This is a genomic window from Bdellovibrio sp. BIS2, from assembly GCF_055398295.1.
Genome location: NZ_AP035879.1, coordinates 1,866,455 through 1,882,741, shown reverse-complemented (window position 1 = coordinate 1,882,741; position 16,287 = coordinate 1,866,455). Strand labels below are relative to the sequence as shown.

At 50.2% G+C, this 16,287-nt stretch carries 23 protein-coding genes; 6 read left to right on the top strand and 17 right to left on the bottom strand.

What is annotated here, in order from left to right; genetic code table 11:
* Nucleotides 1–91: 91 nt before the first annotated feature.
* Genes ACZ520_RS09080 through ACZ520_RS09070 form a run of 3 tightly spaced genes read right to left on the bottom strand, consistent with a single transcriptional unit; the run spans nt 92 to nt 1,749 of the window.
* A complete protein-coding gene (locus tag ACZ520_RS09080; RefSeq protein ID WP_088565300.1) occupies nt 92–385 on the bottom strand; it encodes a hypothetical protein in 294 nt (97 codons plus the stop codon).
* Entirely contained in the window at nt 386–1,348 is a 963-nt protein-coding gene (glpX, locus tag ACZ520_RS09075) for a class II fructose-bisphosphatase (RefSeq protein WP_011164372.1), read from the bottom strand.
* On the bottom strand, nt 1,327–1,749 hold the full coding sequence (locus tag ACZ520_RS09070) for an acyl-CoA thioesterase (protein ID WP_088565301.1): 423 nt from the start codon (nt 1,747–1,749) through the stop codon (nt 1,327–1,329). The genes glpX and ACZ520_RS09070 overlap by 22 nt, the downstream gene beginning before the upstream one ends.
* Before the next feature lie 58 nt (nt 1,750–1,807).
* Here ACZ520_RS09070 and pgsA point away from each other — a divergent pair, with 58 nt between their 5' ends.
* A complete protein-coding gene (gene pgsA / locus ACZ520_RS09065; RefSeq protein ID WP_011164370.1) occupies nt 1,808–2,368 on the top strand; it encodes a CDP-diacylglycerol--glycerol-3-phosphate 3-phosphatidyltransferase in 561 nt (186 codons plus the stop codon).
* A 181-nt stretch (nt 2,369–2,549) separates the two neighbouring features.
* Here pgsA and ACZ520_RS09060 read toward each other — a convergent pair whose 3' ends face one another.
* The 3 genes from ACZ520_RS09060 to ACZ520_RS09050 are packed head-to-tail and all read right to left on the bottom strand — an operon-like array spanning nt 2,550 to nt 6,313.
* Nucleotides 2,550–4,109, bottom strand: coding sequence for a DHA2 family efflux MFS transporter permease subunit (locus ACZ520_RS09060; protein ID WP_464128311.1), 1,560 nt, complete (start codon nt 4,107–4,109; stop codon nt 2,550–2,552).
* Between the two features lie 21 nt (nt 4,110–4,130).
* Nucleotides 4,131–4,979 (bottom strand): HlyD family secretion protein, encoded by an 849-nt coding sequence (locus ACZ520_RS09055; RefSeq protein WP_088565303.1) that lies wholly within the window; start codon nt 4,977–4,979, stop codon nt 4,131–4,133.
* An 11-nt stretch (nt 4,980–4,990) separates the two neighbouring features.
* A complete protein-coding gene (locus ACZ520_RS09050; RefSeq protein WP_464128308.1) occupies nt 4,991–6,313 on the bottom strand; it encodes a TolC family protein in 1,323 nt (440 codons plus the stop codon).
* An 87-nt stretch (nt 6,314–6,400) separates the two neighbouring features.
* Here ACZ520_RS09050 and ACZ520_RS09045 point away from each other — a divergent pair, with 87 nt between their 5' ends.
* Complete coding sequence (locus ACZ520_RS09045) at nt 6,401–6,859, top strand: MarR family winged helix-turn-helix transcriptional regulator (protein WP_157678766.1); 459 nt, start codon at nt 6,401–6,403, stop codon at nt 6,857–6,859.
* A gap of 12 nt (nt 6,860–6,871) precedes the next feature.
* Nucleotides 6,872–7,345, top strand: coding sequence for a nucleoside deaminase (locus ACZ520_RS09040; RefSeq protein WP_416480645.1), 474 nt, complete (start codon nt 6,872–6,874; stop codon nt 7,343–7,345).
* Here ACZ520_RS09040 and ACZ520_RS09035 read toward each other — a convergent pair.
* Entirely contained in the window at nt 7,342–7,689 is a 348-nt protein-coding gene (locus ACZ520_RS09035; RefSeq protein ID WP_088565307.1) for a putative quinol monooxygenase, read from the bottom strand. The two genes, ACZ520_RS09040 and ACZ520_RS09035, sit on opposite strands and share 4 nt — an antisense overlap.
* Before the next feature lie 182 nt (nt 7,690–7,871).
* On the opposite strand from ACZ520_RS09035, the gene ACZ520_RS09030 reads away from it, so the two are divergent.
* Nucleotides 7,872–8,243: a hypothetical protein gene (locus ACZ520_RS09030; RefSeq protein WP_464128305.1), complete on the top strand. Its 372-nt coding sequence runs from the start codon at nt 7,872–7,874 to the stop codon at nt 8,241–8,243.
* 8 nt (nt 8,244–8,251) lie between these two features.
* On the opposite strand, the gene ACZ520_RS09025 is transcribed toward ACZ520_RS09030, so the two are convergent.
* The 8 genes from ACZ520_RS09025 to ACZ520_RS08990 all read right to left on the bottom strand — a co-directional run bounded on the left by ACZ520_RS09025 (nt 8,252) and on the right by ACZ520_RS08990 (nt 13,388).
* Entirely contained in the window at nt 8,252–9,514 is a 1,263-nt protein-coding gene (locus tag ACZ520_RS09025) for an APC family permease (RefSeq protein WP_464128303.1), read from the bottom strand.
* Nucleotides 9,514–10,179: a hypothetical protein gene (locus ACZ520_RS09020; protein ID WP_464128301.1), complete on the bottom strand. Its 666-nt coding sequence runs from the start codon at nt 10,177–10,179 to the stop codon at nt 9,514–9,516. Before ACZ520_RS09020 ends, ACZ520_RS09025 begins: the two co-directional genes overlap by 1 nt.
* Before the next feature lie 74 nt (nt 10,180–10,253).
* Nucleotides 10,254–10,562: a hypothetical protein gene (locus ACZ520_RS09015; protein ID WP_088565310.1), complete on the bottom strand. Its 309-nt coding sequence runs from the start codon at nt 10,560–10,562 to the stop codon at nt 10,254–10,256.
* A gap of 35 nt (nt 10,563–10,597) precedes the next feature.
* A complete protein-coding gene (locus ACZ520_RS09010) occupies nt 10,598–11,137 on the bottom strand; it encodes a hemerythrin domain-containing protein (RefSeq protein ID WP_088565311.1) in 540 nt (179 codons plus the stop codon).
* A 149-nt stretch (nt 11,138–11,286) separates the two neighbouring features.
* Entirely contained in the window at nt 11,287–11,529 is a 243-nt protein-coding gene (locus ACZ520_RS09005) for a hypothetical protein (protein ID WP_088565312.1), read from the bottom strand.
* 60 nt (nt 11,530–11,589) lie between these two features.
* The gene (locus ACZ520_RS09000) at nt 11,590–11,772 is read right to left on the bottom strand and encodes a hypothetical protein (protein WP_088565313.1); all 183 of its coding nucleotides are present in this window, start codon (nt 11,770–11,772) and stop codon (nt 11,590–11,592) included.
* A 353-nt stretch (nt 11,773–12,125) separates the two neighbouring features.
* Entirely contained in the window at nt 12,126–12,503 is a 378-nt protein-coding gene (locus tag ACZ520_RS08995; protein WP_088566838.1) for a hypothetical protein, read from the bottom strand.
* A 132-nt stretch (nt 12,504–12,635) separates the two neighbouring features.
* Nucleotides 12,636–13,388 (bottom strand): hypothetical protein, encoded by a 753-nt coding sequence (locus ACZ520_RS08990; RefSeq protein WP_374032931.1) that lies wholly within the window; start codon nt 13,386–13,388, stop codon nt 12,636–12,638.
* A 148-nt stretch (nt 13,389–13,536) separates the two neighbouring features.
* Between ACZ520_RS08990 and ACZ520_RS08985 the strand changes: the two genes are divergently transcribed.
* Both ACZ520_RS08985 and ACZ520_RS08980 read left to right on the top strand, forming a co-directional pair.
* Entirely contained in the window at nt 13,537–14,013 is a 477-nt protein-coding gene (locus ACZ520_RS08985; protein WP_232468518.1) for a hypothetical protein, read from the top strand.
* Nucleotides 14,014–14,116: 103 nt separating this feature from the next.
* Nucleotides 14,117–14,464, top strand: coding sequence for an FKBP-type peptidyl-prolyl cis-trans isomerase (locus ACZ520_RS08980; protein WP_088565316.1), 348 nt, complete (start codon nt 14,117–14,119; stop codon nt 14,462–14,464).
* Nucleotides 14,465–14,476: 12 nt separating this feature from the next.
* On the opposite strand, the gene ACZ520_RS08975 is transcribed toward ACZ520_RS08980, so the two are convergent.
* Entirely contained in the window at nt 14,477–15,220 is a 744-nt protein-coding gene (locus ACZ520_RS08975; RefSeq protein WP_088565317.1) for a DUF4423 domain-containing protein, read from the bottom strand.
* 160 nt (nt 15,221–15,380) lie between these two features.
* Nucleotides 15,381–16,187 carry an alpha/beta hydrolase gene (locus tag ACZ520_RS08970; RefSeq protein ID WP_464128296.1) on the bottom strand — a complete coding sequence of 269 codons (807 nt, stop codon included), beginning with the start codon at nt 16,185–16,187 and terminating at the stop codon, nt 15,381–15,383.
* Between the last annotated feature and the right edge of the window lie 100 nt (nt 16,188–16,287).

Below are 16,287 nucleotides of genomic sequence, written 5' to 3'. Positions count from 1 at the left end.
ACCAAACTAGATGAATATTATGAGGACCAGCTCATCATTGCGGCTTCACAATCAAGCCACACTGCCGCCGTCTCAAAATGAACCACCTAGATTACTTTTTCTTAAACAACGCTTCGGCTGCAGCTCTTAAGGCTGCTTTTTTATCTTCTGCGGAATTGGCCCCTTTGCGAGGCGTGAAGTAATCGCAGAAGTTGGCGCGGTCCTTTTCACGGACCACGTCAGCTTGAGTTTCGCGGCATTCGTTGTAGACCTTGGGATCATAGTGCTCACAGTTTTTGCAAACATGAACATCCGCGCGGCAGTGAGGACACTCATCGCGACGGCCGACATTCCCGGGGAATGTCAGCTCTTTATTGCAGCTAAAACAGTGCAGCGATGTCGCCATCTATTTGCTCGGCTTGCGGGAAAGGTCGTGGAAGGCTTCAATGGTGCGAATCGTCCCGGTCTGGGAACGCATCACCACGGAATGACTTTTCGCTTTGCCATCCGGAAGGAAGCGCACACCCTTCAGGAAAGGACCATCTGTCACACCCGTTGCCACAAACATCACAGACCCGGAAGCAAGTTCATCCACGGTGAATTTCTTGTCCAGATCCTTCAATCCCATGCGAGTGGCGCGAGCACGCTCTTCTTCGTTGCGGAATTTCAAACGTCCCTGGAAGTCACCGCCAAGACACTGCATGGCAGCGGCAGAAATCACACCCTCTGGCGCGCCACCGACACCCATCAAAAGATCGATACCAGAATCCGGCCATGCCGCACCCACCGCCGCGGAAACGTCCCCGTCCCCGATCAGATGAATGCGTGCGCCGGTTCTGCGCACTTCCGCAATCAAAGCCTCGTGACGAGGGCGATTCAAAATAACAACCGTCAGATCGTTCACCGCTTTATCCAAAGCTTTGGCCACGGCGTGAATGTTTTCAGTCGCGGATTTATCAATGTCGATCACACCTTTGGCCGCAGGACCACAGGCGATTTTATCCATGTAGGTGTCCGGAGCGTGCAGGAATTTTCCTTTTTCTGCCACCGCAATCACAGAAATGGAACCCACCCCACCCGTAGCACAGATCGTTGTTCCTTCCAGTGGATCCAAAGCAATGTCCAATGCCGGCGCATCACCTGAATTGGTGCCGACTTTTTCACCGATATAAAGCATCGGAGCTTCGTCGCGCTCACCTTCACCGATCACCACGGTGCCATCCATATTGATGATGTCGAAAGCTTTTCTCATGGCGTCCACAGCGGCAGCGTCTGCAGGTTTTTCTTCACCACGACCCACCCAGCGGGCGGAAGCCAGAGCAGCTGCTTCGGTCACACGTACGAATTCTAAAGCCAGGTTTCGATCCATGGTTCTTTCTCCAATTCTTTATTCACAATGGCTTTCATATCTGCCGGAAATCTTAATAGTTTTAAATCCAACCCCAGGGGGACGTGAACAGTCTTTGCAACCGAACACACTTCGTTGTTGCGGCCATGCAGACGGTACTGGAACACCAGTCGGTTGCCTTCCGTGCGCGCCTGCACTTCGATTTCAAGATCGTCCCCAAAGAATGTGGGTTTCACATGTTTTACTTGAGTTTCATAGACTGCAAAATGACTCGCCGAACCCGGCTTTTGGTAATCCAGCAATCCATGAGCATGCGCCCAGGCCACACGGGCTTCCTCGTAAAATCTCAGGTAATTGCTGTGGTGAACAATTCCCATAAGATCTGTTTCGTAAAACTGCACTTTGTGACGATGAATAAACATTGATTCTTTCTAGTCTAAATTGCTACCTTTAGTCCAGCGCGAAGCGATTGGAGTGTTTGTGGCAGTTACAGAATTTCAGAAGAATCTTCCAACAAGAATCACCTTAAGCCGGGTGTTCTTTGTGCCTGTTATTGTGGCACTGATGTGGCCCAACACTCTGGGCTGGAATGTCGCTGCTGCCTGCTTTTTCATTCTGGCCTCCATCACTGATTACTATGATGGCTACTATGCCCGCAAATACAACGCCGTCAGCAATTTCGGCAAATTCATGGATCCCATCGCCGACAAAATCCTGGTCACCAGCGTCCTGGCCATGCTGCTGGCCCAGGGCAAAATCGACGCCTGGATGGTGATCATTATCCTGGCCCGGGACAACTTTATCGGGGGCATTCGCTCCGTTGCTGCGGCAGATCAAATCATTATCGCGGCCAAACCGGCCGGCAAATGGAAGACCGCTATGCAAATGGTGGCCATTCCTATTGTAATTATTGGAAATCTAGAGCCCCATATCCCTTATTTGGACAAAATTGGGTACGGAGTCTTGTGGGTGAGCGTCATTTTAAGTATAACAAGCGGAGTTGAGTACTATTTAGGCTATCTAAAAAGTCGTAAAGACTAATGGACACATATGCTTTTGCAGCTAACCCCAAGTAATTGGTTCTTCATTTTCCTGGCTTTGCTTCTGTGCAGCTGGGTGAAGCTGTCTTCCGGTAAGCCGCAAAGTCCAATCCAATTTGCCAGCGCCACAATCATCTCGGCAATCAGATAAAAAAAGCCCTCTTTCCCGAGGGCTTTTTTGTTTAGTGCGCATCCACCACCGTATTGGTTTTGTTTTTAAAGCGGATCAAGGCCAGCGGGATAAAGGCGGTTGCAAAGATGATCATCATCAGGAACATCAACTGGCGGAAGCTTAGCATGAACACCTGATTCTGAATGCGCCCATAAAGACTTTTTAGCGCCGCCTCGTTCCCCGTCGCCATCCCCAGCCCCTCACTCATTTTAGAACCCAGCGTGTTGGCTGCTCCGTAATAAGCGCTTTGAGTGTTGGCGTTCAAAAGAGACACCTTGGAAGTCAGATCCAAATAGTTTTGATGGCTGTTTTTGTTCAGCATCGTTCCGATCAAGGCAATCCCCACGCTGCCCCCGATTTGACGGGACAGGTTTAACAACCCCGACACTTGCCCCATCTCAACACCTTTAAACTGGCTTAAGATGCTTGAGTTGATCGGCACAAACAAAAAGGCCATACCGAACCCGCGAATAAAGAGCATGCGCAAAATCTCGCCTTCCGAAGAAAGCGGAGAAAGCAAGGTCATCGTGTACAGACACACTTCCAAGGACAGAAGGCCCACAAAGATCAGTTTTCTTGGGTCCACCCCTTGCACCATGGCCCGGCCAATAAACGGCATCAATGCCGCTGTCAGAATCGAGCCCGGGATAAACAGCACCCCGATCTGGGTCGCATCAGAGTGAAGAGTTCTGGAAACAAACACCGGAAGGATAAAGACCACACCATAAAGGAAGAAGCCGATCATACCCATCAGGAACACGCCGTTACTGACTAACGGCTGCAGGAACAGACGGACGTTGATGATCGGATTCTTCACTCGCAGCTCCCACCATACAAACAGCGGCAATGCGACTGCCGCAATAACGGCGTTGAACAAGATAATATTCGAAGCAAACCAGTCATCCGCCTCGCCGCGCTCTAGAACATACTGAAGACAACCAATCCCCAGTACCAGGAATGTCAGTCCCCAGATGTCGAGTTCGGATTTCTGATTTTCCTTACCCGGTTCTTTTTCGCGATCAAAGATAACCAGGCTTCCGATAAACAGCGCCAGCAAGCCCAGGGGAAGATTGATGTTGAAGATGGATCTCCAACCGAAAGTATCAGTCAGATAACCACCCAGCACCGGACCCAACGCGGGTCCGATCATCACACTCATCCCGAAGATGGCTCCGGCAATGCCGGCCTTTTCTTTGGGGAACTGTTCATAGATCAAAGTTTGCGACGTTGGTAGCAAGGCCCCGCCTGCAAGCCCCTGAAGAATGCGGAATACCGTCAGCGTTTCCAGATTGGGCGCCAGACCACAGGCCACCGACGTCAGAGTGAAAAGCGCGATACACCCCAGGAAATAAATGCGGCGACCGATACGTTCGCCCAGCCACGCCGATACGGGAAGGATGATGGCATTGGCGATGGCGTAACCGGTGATCACCATACTGATGTCCTCCAGGGTCGCCCCCAGATTTCCCATCATCGACGACAGCGCCACATTCACGATGGACGCATCGACAATTTCAAGCAGGGAAGCCATCACGGCCACCACGATAATCAGTACGGATTCTCTTTTCATACGGCCCTCGAGTGTGAGGATTTAGTGCTTGTGCACTTTTACGAAAGCAGAAAGACCCGCCTTCAGGGCTTCCACTTGCTCAGCAGTGACGTTTTCAAAACGGATTTTCACTGGCACACGCTGCACCACTTTGGTGAAGTTCCCAGTGGCATTGTCCGGGGGAAGCAACGTGAACGTCGCACCGGTTGCAGAACTGATGGACTCCACCACACCAACAAAACTGTGGCCGGAAATCGCATCCACATCGATATTCACTTTCTTACCCGGAACCACACCCTCGATTTCAGTTTCTTTGAAATTTGCCGTCACCCAGCGTTCACCCGCGTCGACAAAGCCGACCAAAGGAACACCCGGGGAAGCCAACTGCCCCACCTCGGCGGCACGTTTGGCAATAAAGCCGTCGGAAGGGGCAAGAATTTTAGTGTTCTGGAAATTCAGTTCTGCCTGGGCCACTTGGGCGCTGACCGCCTCATACTTGGCTTTCACTTCGGCCAAAGAGGTTGTCGTGCTGTCATACTGCTGCTGGGAAACCACGCCTTTAGAGAACAATTCAGAAATGCGGCGAAGATTCTTGTCGGCGTCTCTTTTCTTGGCCTCTAAAGAGGCCAGCTCGCCTTTGATCTGACGCAGGTGATTTTGATAATCGCGATCGTCGATCTCGATCAACACATCGCCTTTTTTGACTTTCATACCTTCAGTAATATGAACCGCGTTGATATAGCCACCCACTTTGGCGGCGATCATCACCGAGTGCGCTTCGACCTGCGCGTTGTCAGTCGTAACGTACATCATGTGTTCATACAGAAAATATCCTGCAACCAGCACCGCCACAGTTCCGAAACCTGCCAATAACTTTTTCTTTTTATCCATTGTCCTGATCCTTAATTAAAATTAACCAATTGCTGACCGGTGCTAAGCTCCAGATTGACGATCGCTTCGATCGCCCCGACCTGGGCATTCACCGCCCCCGCGCGAGCGCGGTAAAGTTCGGCCTCGGCATCCAACACGTCCGTATTGGTGCGGGCCCCGACCTTCTGACCTTCGCGGGCCAGACGAACACTTTCCTCTGATTTGGAAATATCGTTCAAACGGGCTTCATAGACTTTGCAGTAATAAAGAAACTTCTTTTTCCACATGTCGAAGTCGCGCTGACTTTTCAGCTCGGCCTGACGCACGGTCTTTTCGGCCTGGTATTTCTGTTCAATGCTTTGCTTGGAACGGGAAATCGAGGTCATTCCGTCGAACAAATTCCAATTCAGCATCACACCAAACTGATACGCATCACGGAACTGATCAAAATCATCAAAGCGATCATTGCGATTGTTGTAGTACTGATACTGACCAATCAGCGAAATGCGCGGCACCCAGTATTTTTCCGCAGAATCCTCCTGATGCTTAAAACCTTCTGCGCGCAAGCGCAAAGCCTGCAGATCCTTGCGATCTTCCAGAGTCGCTTTTTCCAGCTTTGCAACCACATCCGGATTCAATCGCGGCAAAGTCCCGTCAACTTCCGCCACATCCTGATCCATTCCCAGCGCCTCACTCAAACGCCCACGGGACAGCTCGACATTGTCCGTGGCATTTAAAAGTTCGGATTGGGCCTCGCTCATCTGCACCTCGACACGCAAAACATCGTAATTGGTCGAGGAGCCGACCTTTTTAAAAAGACGCACGTCTTTCAGGTGATCTTCCAGGGCCCGCACGTTTTGTTCAGCGACGGCCTTTAATTCTTTCGCCGCCAGGGCCTTATAAAACAGCACCGTCACTTCCCGCTGCACTTGAAAACGAGTCCAGTCGAAATCATTTTTCGCGGATTCACTGAAAGCATCTGCACTCAGATAACGATTCGTGCTGGCAAAACCATCAAAGATGGACCACTGGGCCGTCAGATAGGCATTCGTGGTTGGGACCACCTGGGGTATTGCCAAAGGAACATTGTTAAGATTGACGTCGACCAGCGCATATTTCTTGTCAAAGAGGTAACTGGCCTGGGCCGACAGTGTAGGCAGGAAGCCCGAATAGGACTCTGTCTTTTTCCAGTCGGTTTCACGGTATTGGGATTCGGATTTTTGCACTTTTGGAGAGTTGTTCAGAGCTTCGTTCAAGGCGTCCTGCAGATGCAGACCCGCCGCCTGAGACTGGGGAGAAGACCCCAGCAACGCACCAACAACAAGAACTTTGCCGTAGTTTTTCATTGTGATCATAAGCCACCTAATCTTTATTGGTTGTACGCCCAAATGGTTTGCGTTGCAAACGGTTTGTGTTACAATCTTTCAAACAGGAGGCTTACTTTGAAAAAATCATCACCCCCCACCAACTGCGATGCCACCTCGTTTAATCCCGTCCTGAAGGCCTACTTCGGGTACTGTCTCAATAAGTGTGCACTTCGATACAAGGACATGATGGGACGCGCCCTGCTTCAACATAAGATTGTCGGTCCTCAACTGGGAATTATGAAGCTTCTTCAAGTTCAGGGCCCCAAGAGTCAAATCGCCCTGGGGCAGGAAATGTATATAGACAAAGCCTCGATGGTAAAATTCATCGATGGCCTGGAGAAACTGAAGTACGTGCGACGTGTTCCGGGCGAGCAAGACCGCCGCATCAAGGTCATCGAACTGACGCCGAAAGGCTTGAAAGACCTCGATGCCATCGCCAAAACCCAAAGGCAGGTGGAGGATGAATTCCTCTCACCGCTGACAAAGAAAGACAAAGACCTGCTGAAAGAAATCCTGCCGAAACTTCTTACATAAAGAGGAGCCCTTATGAACAGCGATCAAATCCGTTTTTTGGAAATGGCTATCAACCTTGCCGCTGAGAACCTGCAGGAACACCACGGCCGACCTTTTGGTGCGGTGCTGGTTAAAAATAACGAAGTGATCGCCACGGGTGTGAATCAGATTCTGCTAACTCAGGATCCAACTTCGCACGCAGAGCTTTCGGCCATCCGCGCAGCAAGCCAGGTGCTAGAAAGCCCCCGCTTGGATGGCTGCGTGATTTACGCCAGCGGACAACCCTGCCCCATGTGTCTGGCAGCGATGCACATGACCGGAATCAAAGAAGTATATTACGCGCTGTCAAACGATGATGGTGAGGCCGTGGGACTTTCCACCGCACGCATTTACGAACAGATGCAAAAACCCCTCGCCGAACAATCCATTAAAATCACCCACACACCCCTGGTTGGAGCCCGCGACCGTCTGTACGAAGGATGGAAGCGCCTTCAGCAAAAAACTTAAGGCGCATAGGCTTCCGGAGGAAGCTCACGGGCACTTTTGCCTGAGCCTGGAAGTTTATCAGCGATCACATCAATCTGCTCGATGCGTGGTTCTGCCGCAAATAAATCCGGCGACTGAGCAAAAAGAGCTTCGGCCACTTTCCCGGCCAAATGAGCTTTGCGACCGGATTCATCCGGGAAGGCATCAAAGATCCCAAATTCATGCGAATTCAGCCTTAAAGCGAACCACGCGGTGGTTTCAGGCTCGTCCTCCACCAGCGCAAGGCCGTTCTTCAAAAATCTTTCCACTTCTGCTTCTTTGCCGGGCTTGGCCTCAAAGCGAACCAACAATGCACATTGAACCATAAAAGACCTCTCTTGTTGCCCTTGAGTACATGCTATTTTTCTGCGAACACCAAGGGGCAAGAAGAACCTCTGTCACCTCTCACGCCAACAGCACGGCCGAACTCAAACTTTGGACCTGTGATCTTCGCAAAAATACAAATTGGAACTTGTTAATTGGTTGGCAATGAAAGCAAACTAAGAACATGAAAACACTTATCATGATTGCCGCCCTGATTCTTGTTGCGGGCTGTTCAAGTCAGCCTAAATCAAATTCCACCCCAGAGGCCGAGCTGCCCAAAGCCTCACCACCTCCCGGAGGCGGAACGCGCATGTATGAGGGGGCCGCTCCGACAGCGATTGAAGCTTCTCCGTCGAAGTCCGCTCCCGTGGTCACAGAAAAAAGAAGCTGCGACACTCCGCTGGGAACAATTCCAGACGGTGGCAAAGCCACGGGCTGGCTGAAACCAACCGTGCCCCCTGATGAGATCTGCATTTCTGACACGTTGACTTGCAAAGACGGAACCTGGTCCGGTCAGGCGATCTATCCGACCTGCAAAAAAGAAAAAGCCAAATAGTTCACTTTTCAGGCGCGGCGTCTGTGCAGCGCCTGATACACCAAAAGCACAAAGATCACGATCCCAAAGCCCACGTAATACACCTGTTCTTCAAAATGAAATAAAAAGAACAAAGCAATTCCCGCCGCCAACAGAGGCAGCACAGGCCATCCCGCGATGGCCCCCGGAACCCGAAAAGGTCTTTTTCGCGCCGGATCCTTGCGCCGCAGATAAACCACCGCCGCGTTCACGATAATAAAAACCACTATCGTCACAAACGAAGAAACACTGGCAATAATCTCGATTTTCTTAAGAGGCAAAAACAACAAGGTCAGTGCAAAAACCAAAAGCGACGCCAACCACGGGCTTTGTCGCTTGGGTAAAATCGCCGAAAACATTTTCGGCAGATCCCTGCCCCGGGCCATCCCCAGGCAGATCCGACTGCCAGCCAACAAAGCAATCATCACAGTGTTGGCCGTGGCAAACAAGGCAATACCCCCCAAAGCCCTCGCCGCCTCCGGCGAATGCCTCATCAGGGCGTCACTTAAAACAGCATCTGACTTTTCCAAATCATCTGGACTCATCATTGCCAAGGCCGCCAGACCGACAGTCACATACACCACCGTGGTCAGCGCAAGACTGATCAATATGGCGCGGGGGATGTTCTTCTCTGGCTCTTTGGCCTCTTCGGCCAGGTTCACCATACTTTCAAATCCCAGGTAGGCAAAAAATATTAATGAGGCCCCGTTGACAATCCCCCAGCTTAAAGGCGCCGAGAGGGCTTTGCCGAAATCAGGCTGCTTTAAACCGGCATAAATGAAAATCAACAAACCTGAAAGCTCGACCAGGGTGAAAACAATATTCATCCAGCCCGACTCACGCACCCCCCAGATATTCACCAGCGTAAAAAAAATCAGCACGGCGACCGCAATCAGAGCTTCCGGCGCCTTGAAAAAATCCTGGAGATAGGCCGCAAAAGAAAGAGCCACTGTTGAAGCCGTGCAAATCGCAGCAAATATCATCAGGCAACCACACAAAAATGAAAGGATCTTTCGTTGAGGAAAGATCTCTTTCATATAAACATATTCCGCTCCCGCCTTGGGGAACAGGGTCGAAAGCTCAGCGTAAGAAAGAGCCGTCAGCAAAGCCGCCACTGCAGCCAGCACAAAACTAAGCCACAGCCCCTCGTGAGCGACCCCGGCGGCCTTTCCAATCACCGAATAAACCCCCGCCCCCAGAATCATGCCGGTGGCGTAAAAAATCAGCATTAAAAGGCCCAGCGATTTCTGCACTAGTACCCCTCTTCGATTTCCTGCTTCACGCTCATAACCAGGCGGTCCTTATTGTAAATGTATTCCGTCGGATACAGGGCCCCGCCATCAGTTCGCAAAGAGGCCAGAATGCGCGCGTAAAGCTCGGCTGCGTGCAACCCCTGATCAGCCACATTTTTAAACTTTGAACGAACCTTGGAGCTGCGCTTGCTGATGTTCACATAAATAATATCCATCCGCAGCTCCACCTCATGCGCCACACAGGGAAGATCCACGGGCACTCCGCACTTGCTATCTGCCGGAACAAAGTCCGTCACCTCTTCAGTGAGGTCAGCAATAGGCCCTGCAGGATTGGCTGCCAGATTTTCAAGCCGGGTGGCGATATACAGAACTTTACCGGCATAGTGATCTTCGCGCTGCTTTTTGTTTTTCAGATAAGTGTGAGTCTGTGCCGCGGAATTGGAATAGGATTTATAAGCTGTCTTATAACCATTCAGATCTGACACCAGCAGCAGCCTGTCGATTTCCGTGATCTGTCCTGAATTAAAAAGCCCCTCCACCAGTTGAATCACCTTTTGGTGGGCCTGATCCAAAACCAGGTCCGCCTCTTTCGGGGTGGCGGCAAAGAGCTGAAAACTGAAAAGAAGAACACCAAGGGTCGTTGAAAGACAAAGGCCGTGCGCCATAGGTCACCTCTTTTTTTCTCAGTTTAGTGGCATTATTTGCTGATGCCAGCTTGAAAGAGAAAATACAAGAGCGGTTAAAAGTCCTGCAGGCCCAGAATCTCTTTGCAGGTTTCCATCTGACGATCGATTTCGACAAGCGCCTTTTCAAGCTTCAACATGTCACGATCATCAAGATCGGCTTCCATCGCCGCAAGCACAATGGGATGCTTTTTGAGCCATTGCCCCTGGCGGGAAGCGTAGTTTTCAGGAACACCGGATCGCAACGCTGCCATGCGGGCGTCGCGGTCCTTGAAAAACTCCACTATAAATTTCAACGTCTCCAGGGTCAGAAGCTTTCTGTGGGCCTTCAGACGCGACGAAAATCCCATTTGCCTGATACGCATGGACGTCCCCTCTTGTACGCCCACAGTTTCTCACCTCATGCGGATGGACGCAAGCCCTCTGACGGAATCTTACGCATCGGATGGGTGAATATCTCGACATCCTCTTCAAGAGCATCATCAATCATGGTTTTATAGCGCTCCTTCAGGGCGGTCATCTGTTCCGCGATCTCTTCGGCCTCCGCATCGGAGAAATGCTTTTTAGCGACCTTGAAGATCTCACCCTCCTCTTCTTCAACGTGATGATCCACAAGCTCACTCAATACGGTCAGCTTCGCCTTCCAGGCATCCTCATTGACGCTGATTCGCGACAATTCATTCAACAACAACGCAATAACGTGATGTTCCTCCTGGCCTTCCCAACTGAGTTCTTCGGACTTTTCGTCCCGGGCCAGCGCTTTCAGCGGCTGATAGAAAACCTCTTCCTCGGATTTGGAATGAGCGGTCAGTTCGGTGCGTATTTTATAAAACACCTTTTCCGCCTCAAACAGGTTGCCGTCATCCAGGGCTCCCTGCGCCTGCTCGAACATCTTTTTCACCTCACGATGATCCTTCTTTAAAAGTTCGTAAATTTGCATAGAGTCCCCCTTTGCACCTTATGATTTTACGAAAATCCCCGGCGCCAGGGTGATTAAAACCAGGAATAGTTTTAAACAACAACTGCCGGGACGTTTTTATGTCACACAGGAAAAAACAACGAACTGCCGGGAGTCAACCCGTGCAGCCGTCAGTGCCAGCCATCACCATGCCCACTGCTCCACGACGGCGGATCACTGGCCGGGAAGGAATCCTCTGACGACGTATCGACTTCCTGCTCTTCGCGCGGATGAGCAGAGTCAGACTCACTCCGTTTGGAATGACGGTACTTGTTGAAAAAATAAAGACCGACGGCCGCCCCGCCAAAAACTCCCAGCAGTGCCGTCAGCGGAAAACGTCGGGGTTGGGAAAGGTTCGAAGCAAATTCATCCATAACACCTCCGTAACAAAAGAGAGGCATCAATGCCCCTCTTTTGCAATTATCAGACTTTCATCACTCTTCCATTTCTTCATCACGTGAGTATCTTTCAGTGGTCGAGCTTGAACTTCTGTTGTCTCCCTGGTTACGGGAAGGCTGTTGTGATCTTTCGGTTCTTTCTGCAGGTTTGCTGGCAGGCTGTTTTACACTGCTGCTTTTATCCGCGGATGTTTCGTTAAAGTTTTTATTGGTTGCCATAAAGACCTCCCTTTAAACCTACCCTATGATAAGCCCCGGAGAGTCAGATGATACTGGACCGCTGTGCAAAAGCAGCGATATCGCCAGCCCAGTGTCCAGAAAATAAAAAAGCCCGCTGCATTAGCGGGCTTATTCACGGCCACAGTCTACGGCCTAAGTGGGCCTAGTCCAAATGTGCCAGGCATTCTAGTACGGATGGTCCGAACAGTTTCACTTTTAGAGATTCAATAAATCCCATCATGGAAGCCTCCTTTTTTCGTAATTGCTTCTTAAAAGCAATATACTCAAAAGTCCTCCAGACCGCGACTGCGTAGTCGGAATCCAGATATGCATGTTTTGCATATCTGAATGACTTATTGCTTAGCGATCATGCACTGGGCCTGAACCGCTTTTTTGTTCACCAAAACAGTCTGAACAAATTTGCCGTTTTTATCGGTGTAGGATTTGTAGCCCACAGACTGATCACCGGAAATACCCCAGAACTCAATGATCTCCAGATCGAAGTCTGTGTAGTACTCGCCCGCTTTGTAGAAGATGTAAGATCCATTGGCATCTGCCTGGAACGCCTCAACGCCGGCACCTGCTGCCGCCACAAAACCTGTCACCTTGCGACCTTCAACAATCAGGTTCGCAGTAATCTGGGCGTCACCACCCACACAGTCGACCTGCATCACAGCGGCTTGCGCCGTCGCAGACAAAGACAAGAAAGAAACAAAAGCAGTCAGAAGCATTTTCACAGGAAAACCTTTCGTTAAAATTTCCAATTTCCTCTTCACGCCAAAAACTATACGAACAATAAATGCCCGGCTCAATAGATGCCGCAGCTCTGAAAAGCGCATTGTGGACGGAAACTCACGGAACGATCAGGTCAGTTTTGAGGAAGACGGAAGAGTCGCTTCGGTGTCCGGAGCGGACTCCTTCAGCATTGCAAAAACGGCATTCTGGAAGCACACCAGGGACTCCCCGGCCTCAGAGTCAAACTCGGCGATAAACTCGCGCTGGAAGGCCCGCAAACGCGCAATAGCCTCTGGCAGGCGCGACCGTTCCATGCGGATGAAATTGGTCGAATACTGGCGGGACTCTTTGGGAACCAAATCAAAGGATCGTTCCAGCAGACCCAGAACTTCCTGGTGCATAGACTTGGGATCGGGCTTTTCCGGAACTCCGGGTTCCAAAGCCAGAACCTCTGCGGTCTTCATCCCGAGGATCGGCCCCAGCATCTCGGCGAGACTTTCGGTGTCCTCAAAGCGAGGCATGCGAAGTCCTTCGCGCACGATATAGCGAGCCAGAGAGTTTTTCTTATCCCCGTCCAGATGATTCAGAACCATGATTCGCAGGGTGCTGCTTTCGATGGACTTTTCGTACTTTACCAGATTGGTGAAGTGATTCTTCTCAAGCTCCGTGAACTCGAAATACTGGCACATGGTCCCTAGCAGCTTGTCACCGATATGTCTTTTGCGGTTCAGGATCATGGACAGGGCCGACGGATACGAAAGGCCCAGATGACGAGTCCACACGGACAGACTCCAGCCCGCGCGATTTTCACTGCGCCAGTTGTTATAGTCCGCCAGAAAGGCGCGATAATCCTTATAGTTCAGAATATCAGACTTGTTCATCGTGGGACCCTTATACCTCAGGGTCCCGCCAAGCGTTCACAAGTTTAGTGAACGTTCACAAAGGCTGTGAAAGGTTTTCATGGAGCACCGCTTGTCCGGGAAAAATATCTATGTCAAACATCTCGACATCAAAACAAAAGGAGTTTTTATGAAACTGATGATCGCTATGCTTATGATGTTGCCGACTTTGGCTACTGCTGCCACTGAAATCGTTTACAACAGCTCTTCCAACCCATACATCCCAGCTCGTGGCTACGTTACCGCTCAGCAAATCTGCCTGAACGCAAACAAAGACTCTTTCAAAGTTTTCGTTGCCCAGCACACTGTTGAAACCTGCGAATCTGTAAAAACAGACTACTCTGACTCCACTCGTCCTAAAAAAGTATGCGTTGGCCGCAAAATGGTCACTGTTCCTGCGACAACAAAAACTGTTTCTGCTTTCACTAAAAAAGAAGTTTGCCAAAAATGGAACCGCAATGACTCTGCTTACCCACGTTGCGTAAGCTCTGTTATGAAAGACACCATGTACTCCACTTCCTACACTCAGTACAAATATGAGCAGGCTGACTGGAGACGTGAACGTCCGATTTCTTCTGTGAACAAATACATCGAAACTTGCAAATAAGCCCCTCTGATCAAGGATCTTTGCAAAGGCGCTGGCTGAAAAGTCAGCGCCTTTTTTATTTTCACGATTGCCCAGCCCCCCACACATCTCGTAGGATGCCCTTATGACATCTGAACTGCCTGAAGTAAAAATCACCGACACTGTTATTGGAACCGGCCAGACCGCCAGCAAAGGCGCTTTGGTGTTTTGTCATTACGAAGGGTTTCTGGAAGACGGCACCAAGTTTGATTCCAGCTACGACCACGGCCGCCCTTTTGAGTTTGTGGTGGGATCCAAAAAGGTGATCGCCGGCTGGAGCCTTGGATTTCTGGGCATGAAAGAAGGCGGAAAACGGACAATCTATGTGCCGTCACACCTTGCCTATGGCGAGCGCCAGATTGGACAGTTTATTAAACCTCATTCCAATCTGATCTTTCACGTGGAACTGATCGAGGCCCGCCCGCGCGAATAAGGGCGGCCTCCATCACTTGACCGGCACGGTCAAAGGGAAGAACTGAATATTCAGGTTGTAGACCTCGGACGGTTCCCCCTCTTCTGCCAGCAAAGAAAGACGCTGGCGGAACTTTTTAATGAGCGCCTTGACCTCTGTCATCTTCTCGGGATTGAAAGCCAAGGTGATCGCAGAATAATCGCGACGGTCCGGAGTCGTGACCTTAAGAACCTCAATGGCTTTATTCATATCAGAAACATGGGCCTGGACCAGGGCATGACTGGGAATATCGGAAGTTGTGCCCAGACTTGCCACTGTGCGCACGAATATGTTCCCATGCATCTTGATAAAACCAAGATTCATCAGCAGATCCAGACTGTGCTGTACTTTTTCAACCGGAATGCCCAGGCGCTGGCTGATCCATTTTTCGCTGGATTGAAATTGCGGGATGCGCATCAGATTAAGAATCGCAAAATGCTCCCAGCTTGAAAGAAGCTCCAGTTGCTGTTCGGTCAGCCTTTTTTGCACATTGAATTTGCGGGAGCGGGTCGCAATCATCGCATAAACCTGATTGCGCTCTTCCACCCCCAGTTCCAGACCCAGAACAATCTTGCTGGCATAGAACTCACTCAAAGGCCGCTTGCCGTGCATGAGCTCATTCAGGCATCCGGGAGAGATCGCGACTTTTTTTGCCAGGGAACGGAAAGAAAAACGTGGATTTCGTTTTTGAATTTCATCGAGTTTGCTTTTCAAAAAATTACCGAAGGGATTCGACATACATCTCCAAAAAAATCTTGAGAAATTCTTCAACTTTTTTGGCTGCACTTGCAAGTCTTATCTGTTCGTTTAGTTCCTCGTGCCCCTCAGAGGGAACACATCCTTGCCCTCAACGACATTCACGGAACAAAACCATCATGGGAAAATTGATTTGCGAGAATCACTTCAGCACAGACAGCACGGCCTCCCAATAAGCATCAAACTCAGAGAGATTGTTGTGATCTCCACCCTGAATCAGAACGTATGTGCTCCTATTGGACTTTTGAGAAAGTTTATAACCCATCTCGGCGGGAATAACCTGATCGTGATCACCATGCACAATCAAAATAGGTGCTTCCACATTTTGAATCCACTGGACTGACGGCATCGAGTACTTCAACAAAACCTGAGGGAACCAGGAAAACCTCAGTTTCGCCATTTCATACAAACTGGTGTAAGGCGTTTCCAGAATCACTCCGTCGACTTTGTTGTCGACGGCTGTTTTCACCGCAATTCCAGAACCAACCGAGCGACCGTAAAGAAACAGTCGAAGACCCGGATAGTCCCGACGAATCTCGTTCACGAATGCCTGCGCAACATCCAGCAGTTGCTGCTGGGAACGAACCGACCCCGTGCTTTTACCAAACCCTGGATAGTCCACCATCCAGACATTGCAACCGGTTTTCCGAGACAGCTCGGCGCCGACGTGCCCCCAACTGTCCATGGCTCCGGCATTTCCGTGAAAATACAAAATCATCCCTTTAGGCGTAGGCACTTTGAAAAGCACGCTGTGAACCTGAGCTTCCCCGGCCGTTAGAACTTTTTCCTGATAATCACCGGAAAACTGAAATTTGTAGTCCGCGGGAAGCACTTTAGGGAAAAAGATGAAGCGCTCCTGAAAGAAGTACAGCAAAAACACAATTCCCAGATAGGAAATGGCCACAACCCGGACGATGCGCTTCAAATAAGAAAATCCCTGATTTTTCATGTTCTCATTGTACGCCGAAACAGTTTTTAATGTAAATTGCTGGTAATATCCAATGACACTCTGTCGCTCTTGGAATCTCAGCATTGACTCCCGACACACC

Bases quoted from the DNA above. Each gene is read 5' to 3' on its own strand.
- ACZ520_RS09000 (WP_088565313.1), bottom strand. From the start codon at position 11,772: ATGGCAACCAATAAAAACTTTAACGAAACATCCGCGGATAAAAGCAGC.
- ACZ520_RS08985 (WP_232468518.1), top strand. From the start codon at position 13,537: ATGAAACTGATGATCGCTATGCTTATGATGTTGCCGACTTTGGCTACT.
- ACZ520_RS09030 (WP_464128305.1), top strand. From the start codon at position 7,872: ATGAAAACACTTATCATGATTGCCGCCCTGATTCTTGTTGCGGGCTGT.
- ACZ520_RS08975 (WP_088565317.1), bottom strand. From the start codon at position 15,220: ATGTCGAATCCCTTCGGTAATTTTTTGAAAAGCAAACTCGATGAAATT.
- ACZ520_RS08990 (WP_374032931.1), bottom strand. From the start codon at position 13,388: ATGAACAAGTCTGATATTCTGAACTATAAGGATTATCGCGCCTTTCTG.
- ACZ520_RS09055 (WP_088565303.1), bottom strand. From the start codon at position 4,979: ATGGATAAAAAGAAAAAGTTATTGGCAGGTTTCGGAACTGTGGCGGTG.
- ACZ520_RS08970 (WP_464128296.1), bottom strand. From the start codon at position 16,187: ATGAAAAATCAGGGATTTTCTTATTTGAAGCGCATCGTCCGGGTTGTG.
- ACZ520_RS09050 (WP_464128308.1), bottom strand. From the start codon at position 6,313: ATGATCACAATGAAAAACTACGGCAAAGTTCTTGTTGTTGGTGCGTTG.
- ACZ520_RS08995 (WP_088566838.1), bottom strand. From the start codon at position 12,503: ATGCTTCTGACTGCTTTTGTTTCTTTCTTGTCTTTGTCTGCGACGGCG.
- ACZ520_RS09015 (WP_088565310.1), bottom strand. From the start codon at position 10,562: ATGCGTATCAGGCAAATGGGATTTTCGTCGCGTCTGAAGGCCCACAGA.
- ACZ520_RS09020 (WP_464128301.1), bottom strand. From the start codon at position 10,179: ATGGCGCACGGCCTTTGTCTTTCAACGACCCTTGGTGTTCTTCTTTTC.
- ACZ520_RS09005 (WP_088565312.1), bottom strand. From the start codon at position 11,529: ATGGATGAATTTGCTTCGAACCTTTCCCAACCCCGACGTTTTCCGCTG.
- glpX (WP_011164372.1), bottom strand. From the start codon at position 1,348: ATGGATCGAAACCTGGCTTTAGAATTCGTACGTGTGACCGAAGCAGCT.
- ACZ520_RS09035 (WP_088565307.1), bottom strand. From the start codon at position 7,689: ATGGTTCAATGTGCATTGTTGGTTCGCTTTGAGGCCAAGCCCGGCAAA.
- ACZ520_RS09080 (WP_088565300.1), bottom strand. From the start codon at position 385: ATGGCGACATCGCTGCACTGTTTTAGCTGCAATAAAGAGCTGACATTC.
- ACZ520_RS09070 (WP_088565301.1), bottom strand. From the start codon at position 1,749: ATGTTTATTCATCGTCACAAAGTGCAGTTTTACGAAACAGATCTTATG.
- ACZ520_RS08980 (WP_088565316.1), top strand. From the start codon at position 14,117: ATGACATCTGAACTGCCTGAAGTAAAAATCACCGACACTGTTATTGGA.
- ACZ520_RS09060 (WP_464128311.1), bottom strand. From the start codon at position 4,109: ATGAAAAGAGAATCCGTACTGATTATCGTGGTGGCCGTGATGGCTTCC.
- ACZ520_RS09010 (WP_088565311.1), bottom strand. From the start codon at position 11,137: ATGCAAATTTACGAACTTTTAAAGAAGGATCATCGTGAGGTGAAAAAG.
- ACZ520_RS09040 (WP_416480645.1), top strand. From the start codon at position 6,872: ATGAACAGCGATCAAATCCGTTTTTTGGAAATGGCTATCAACCTTGCC.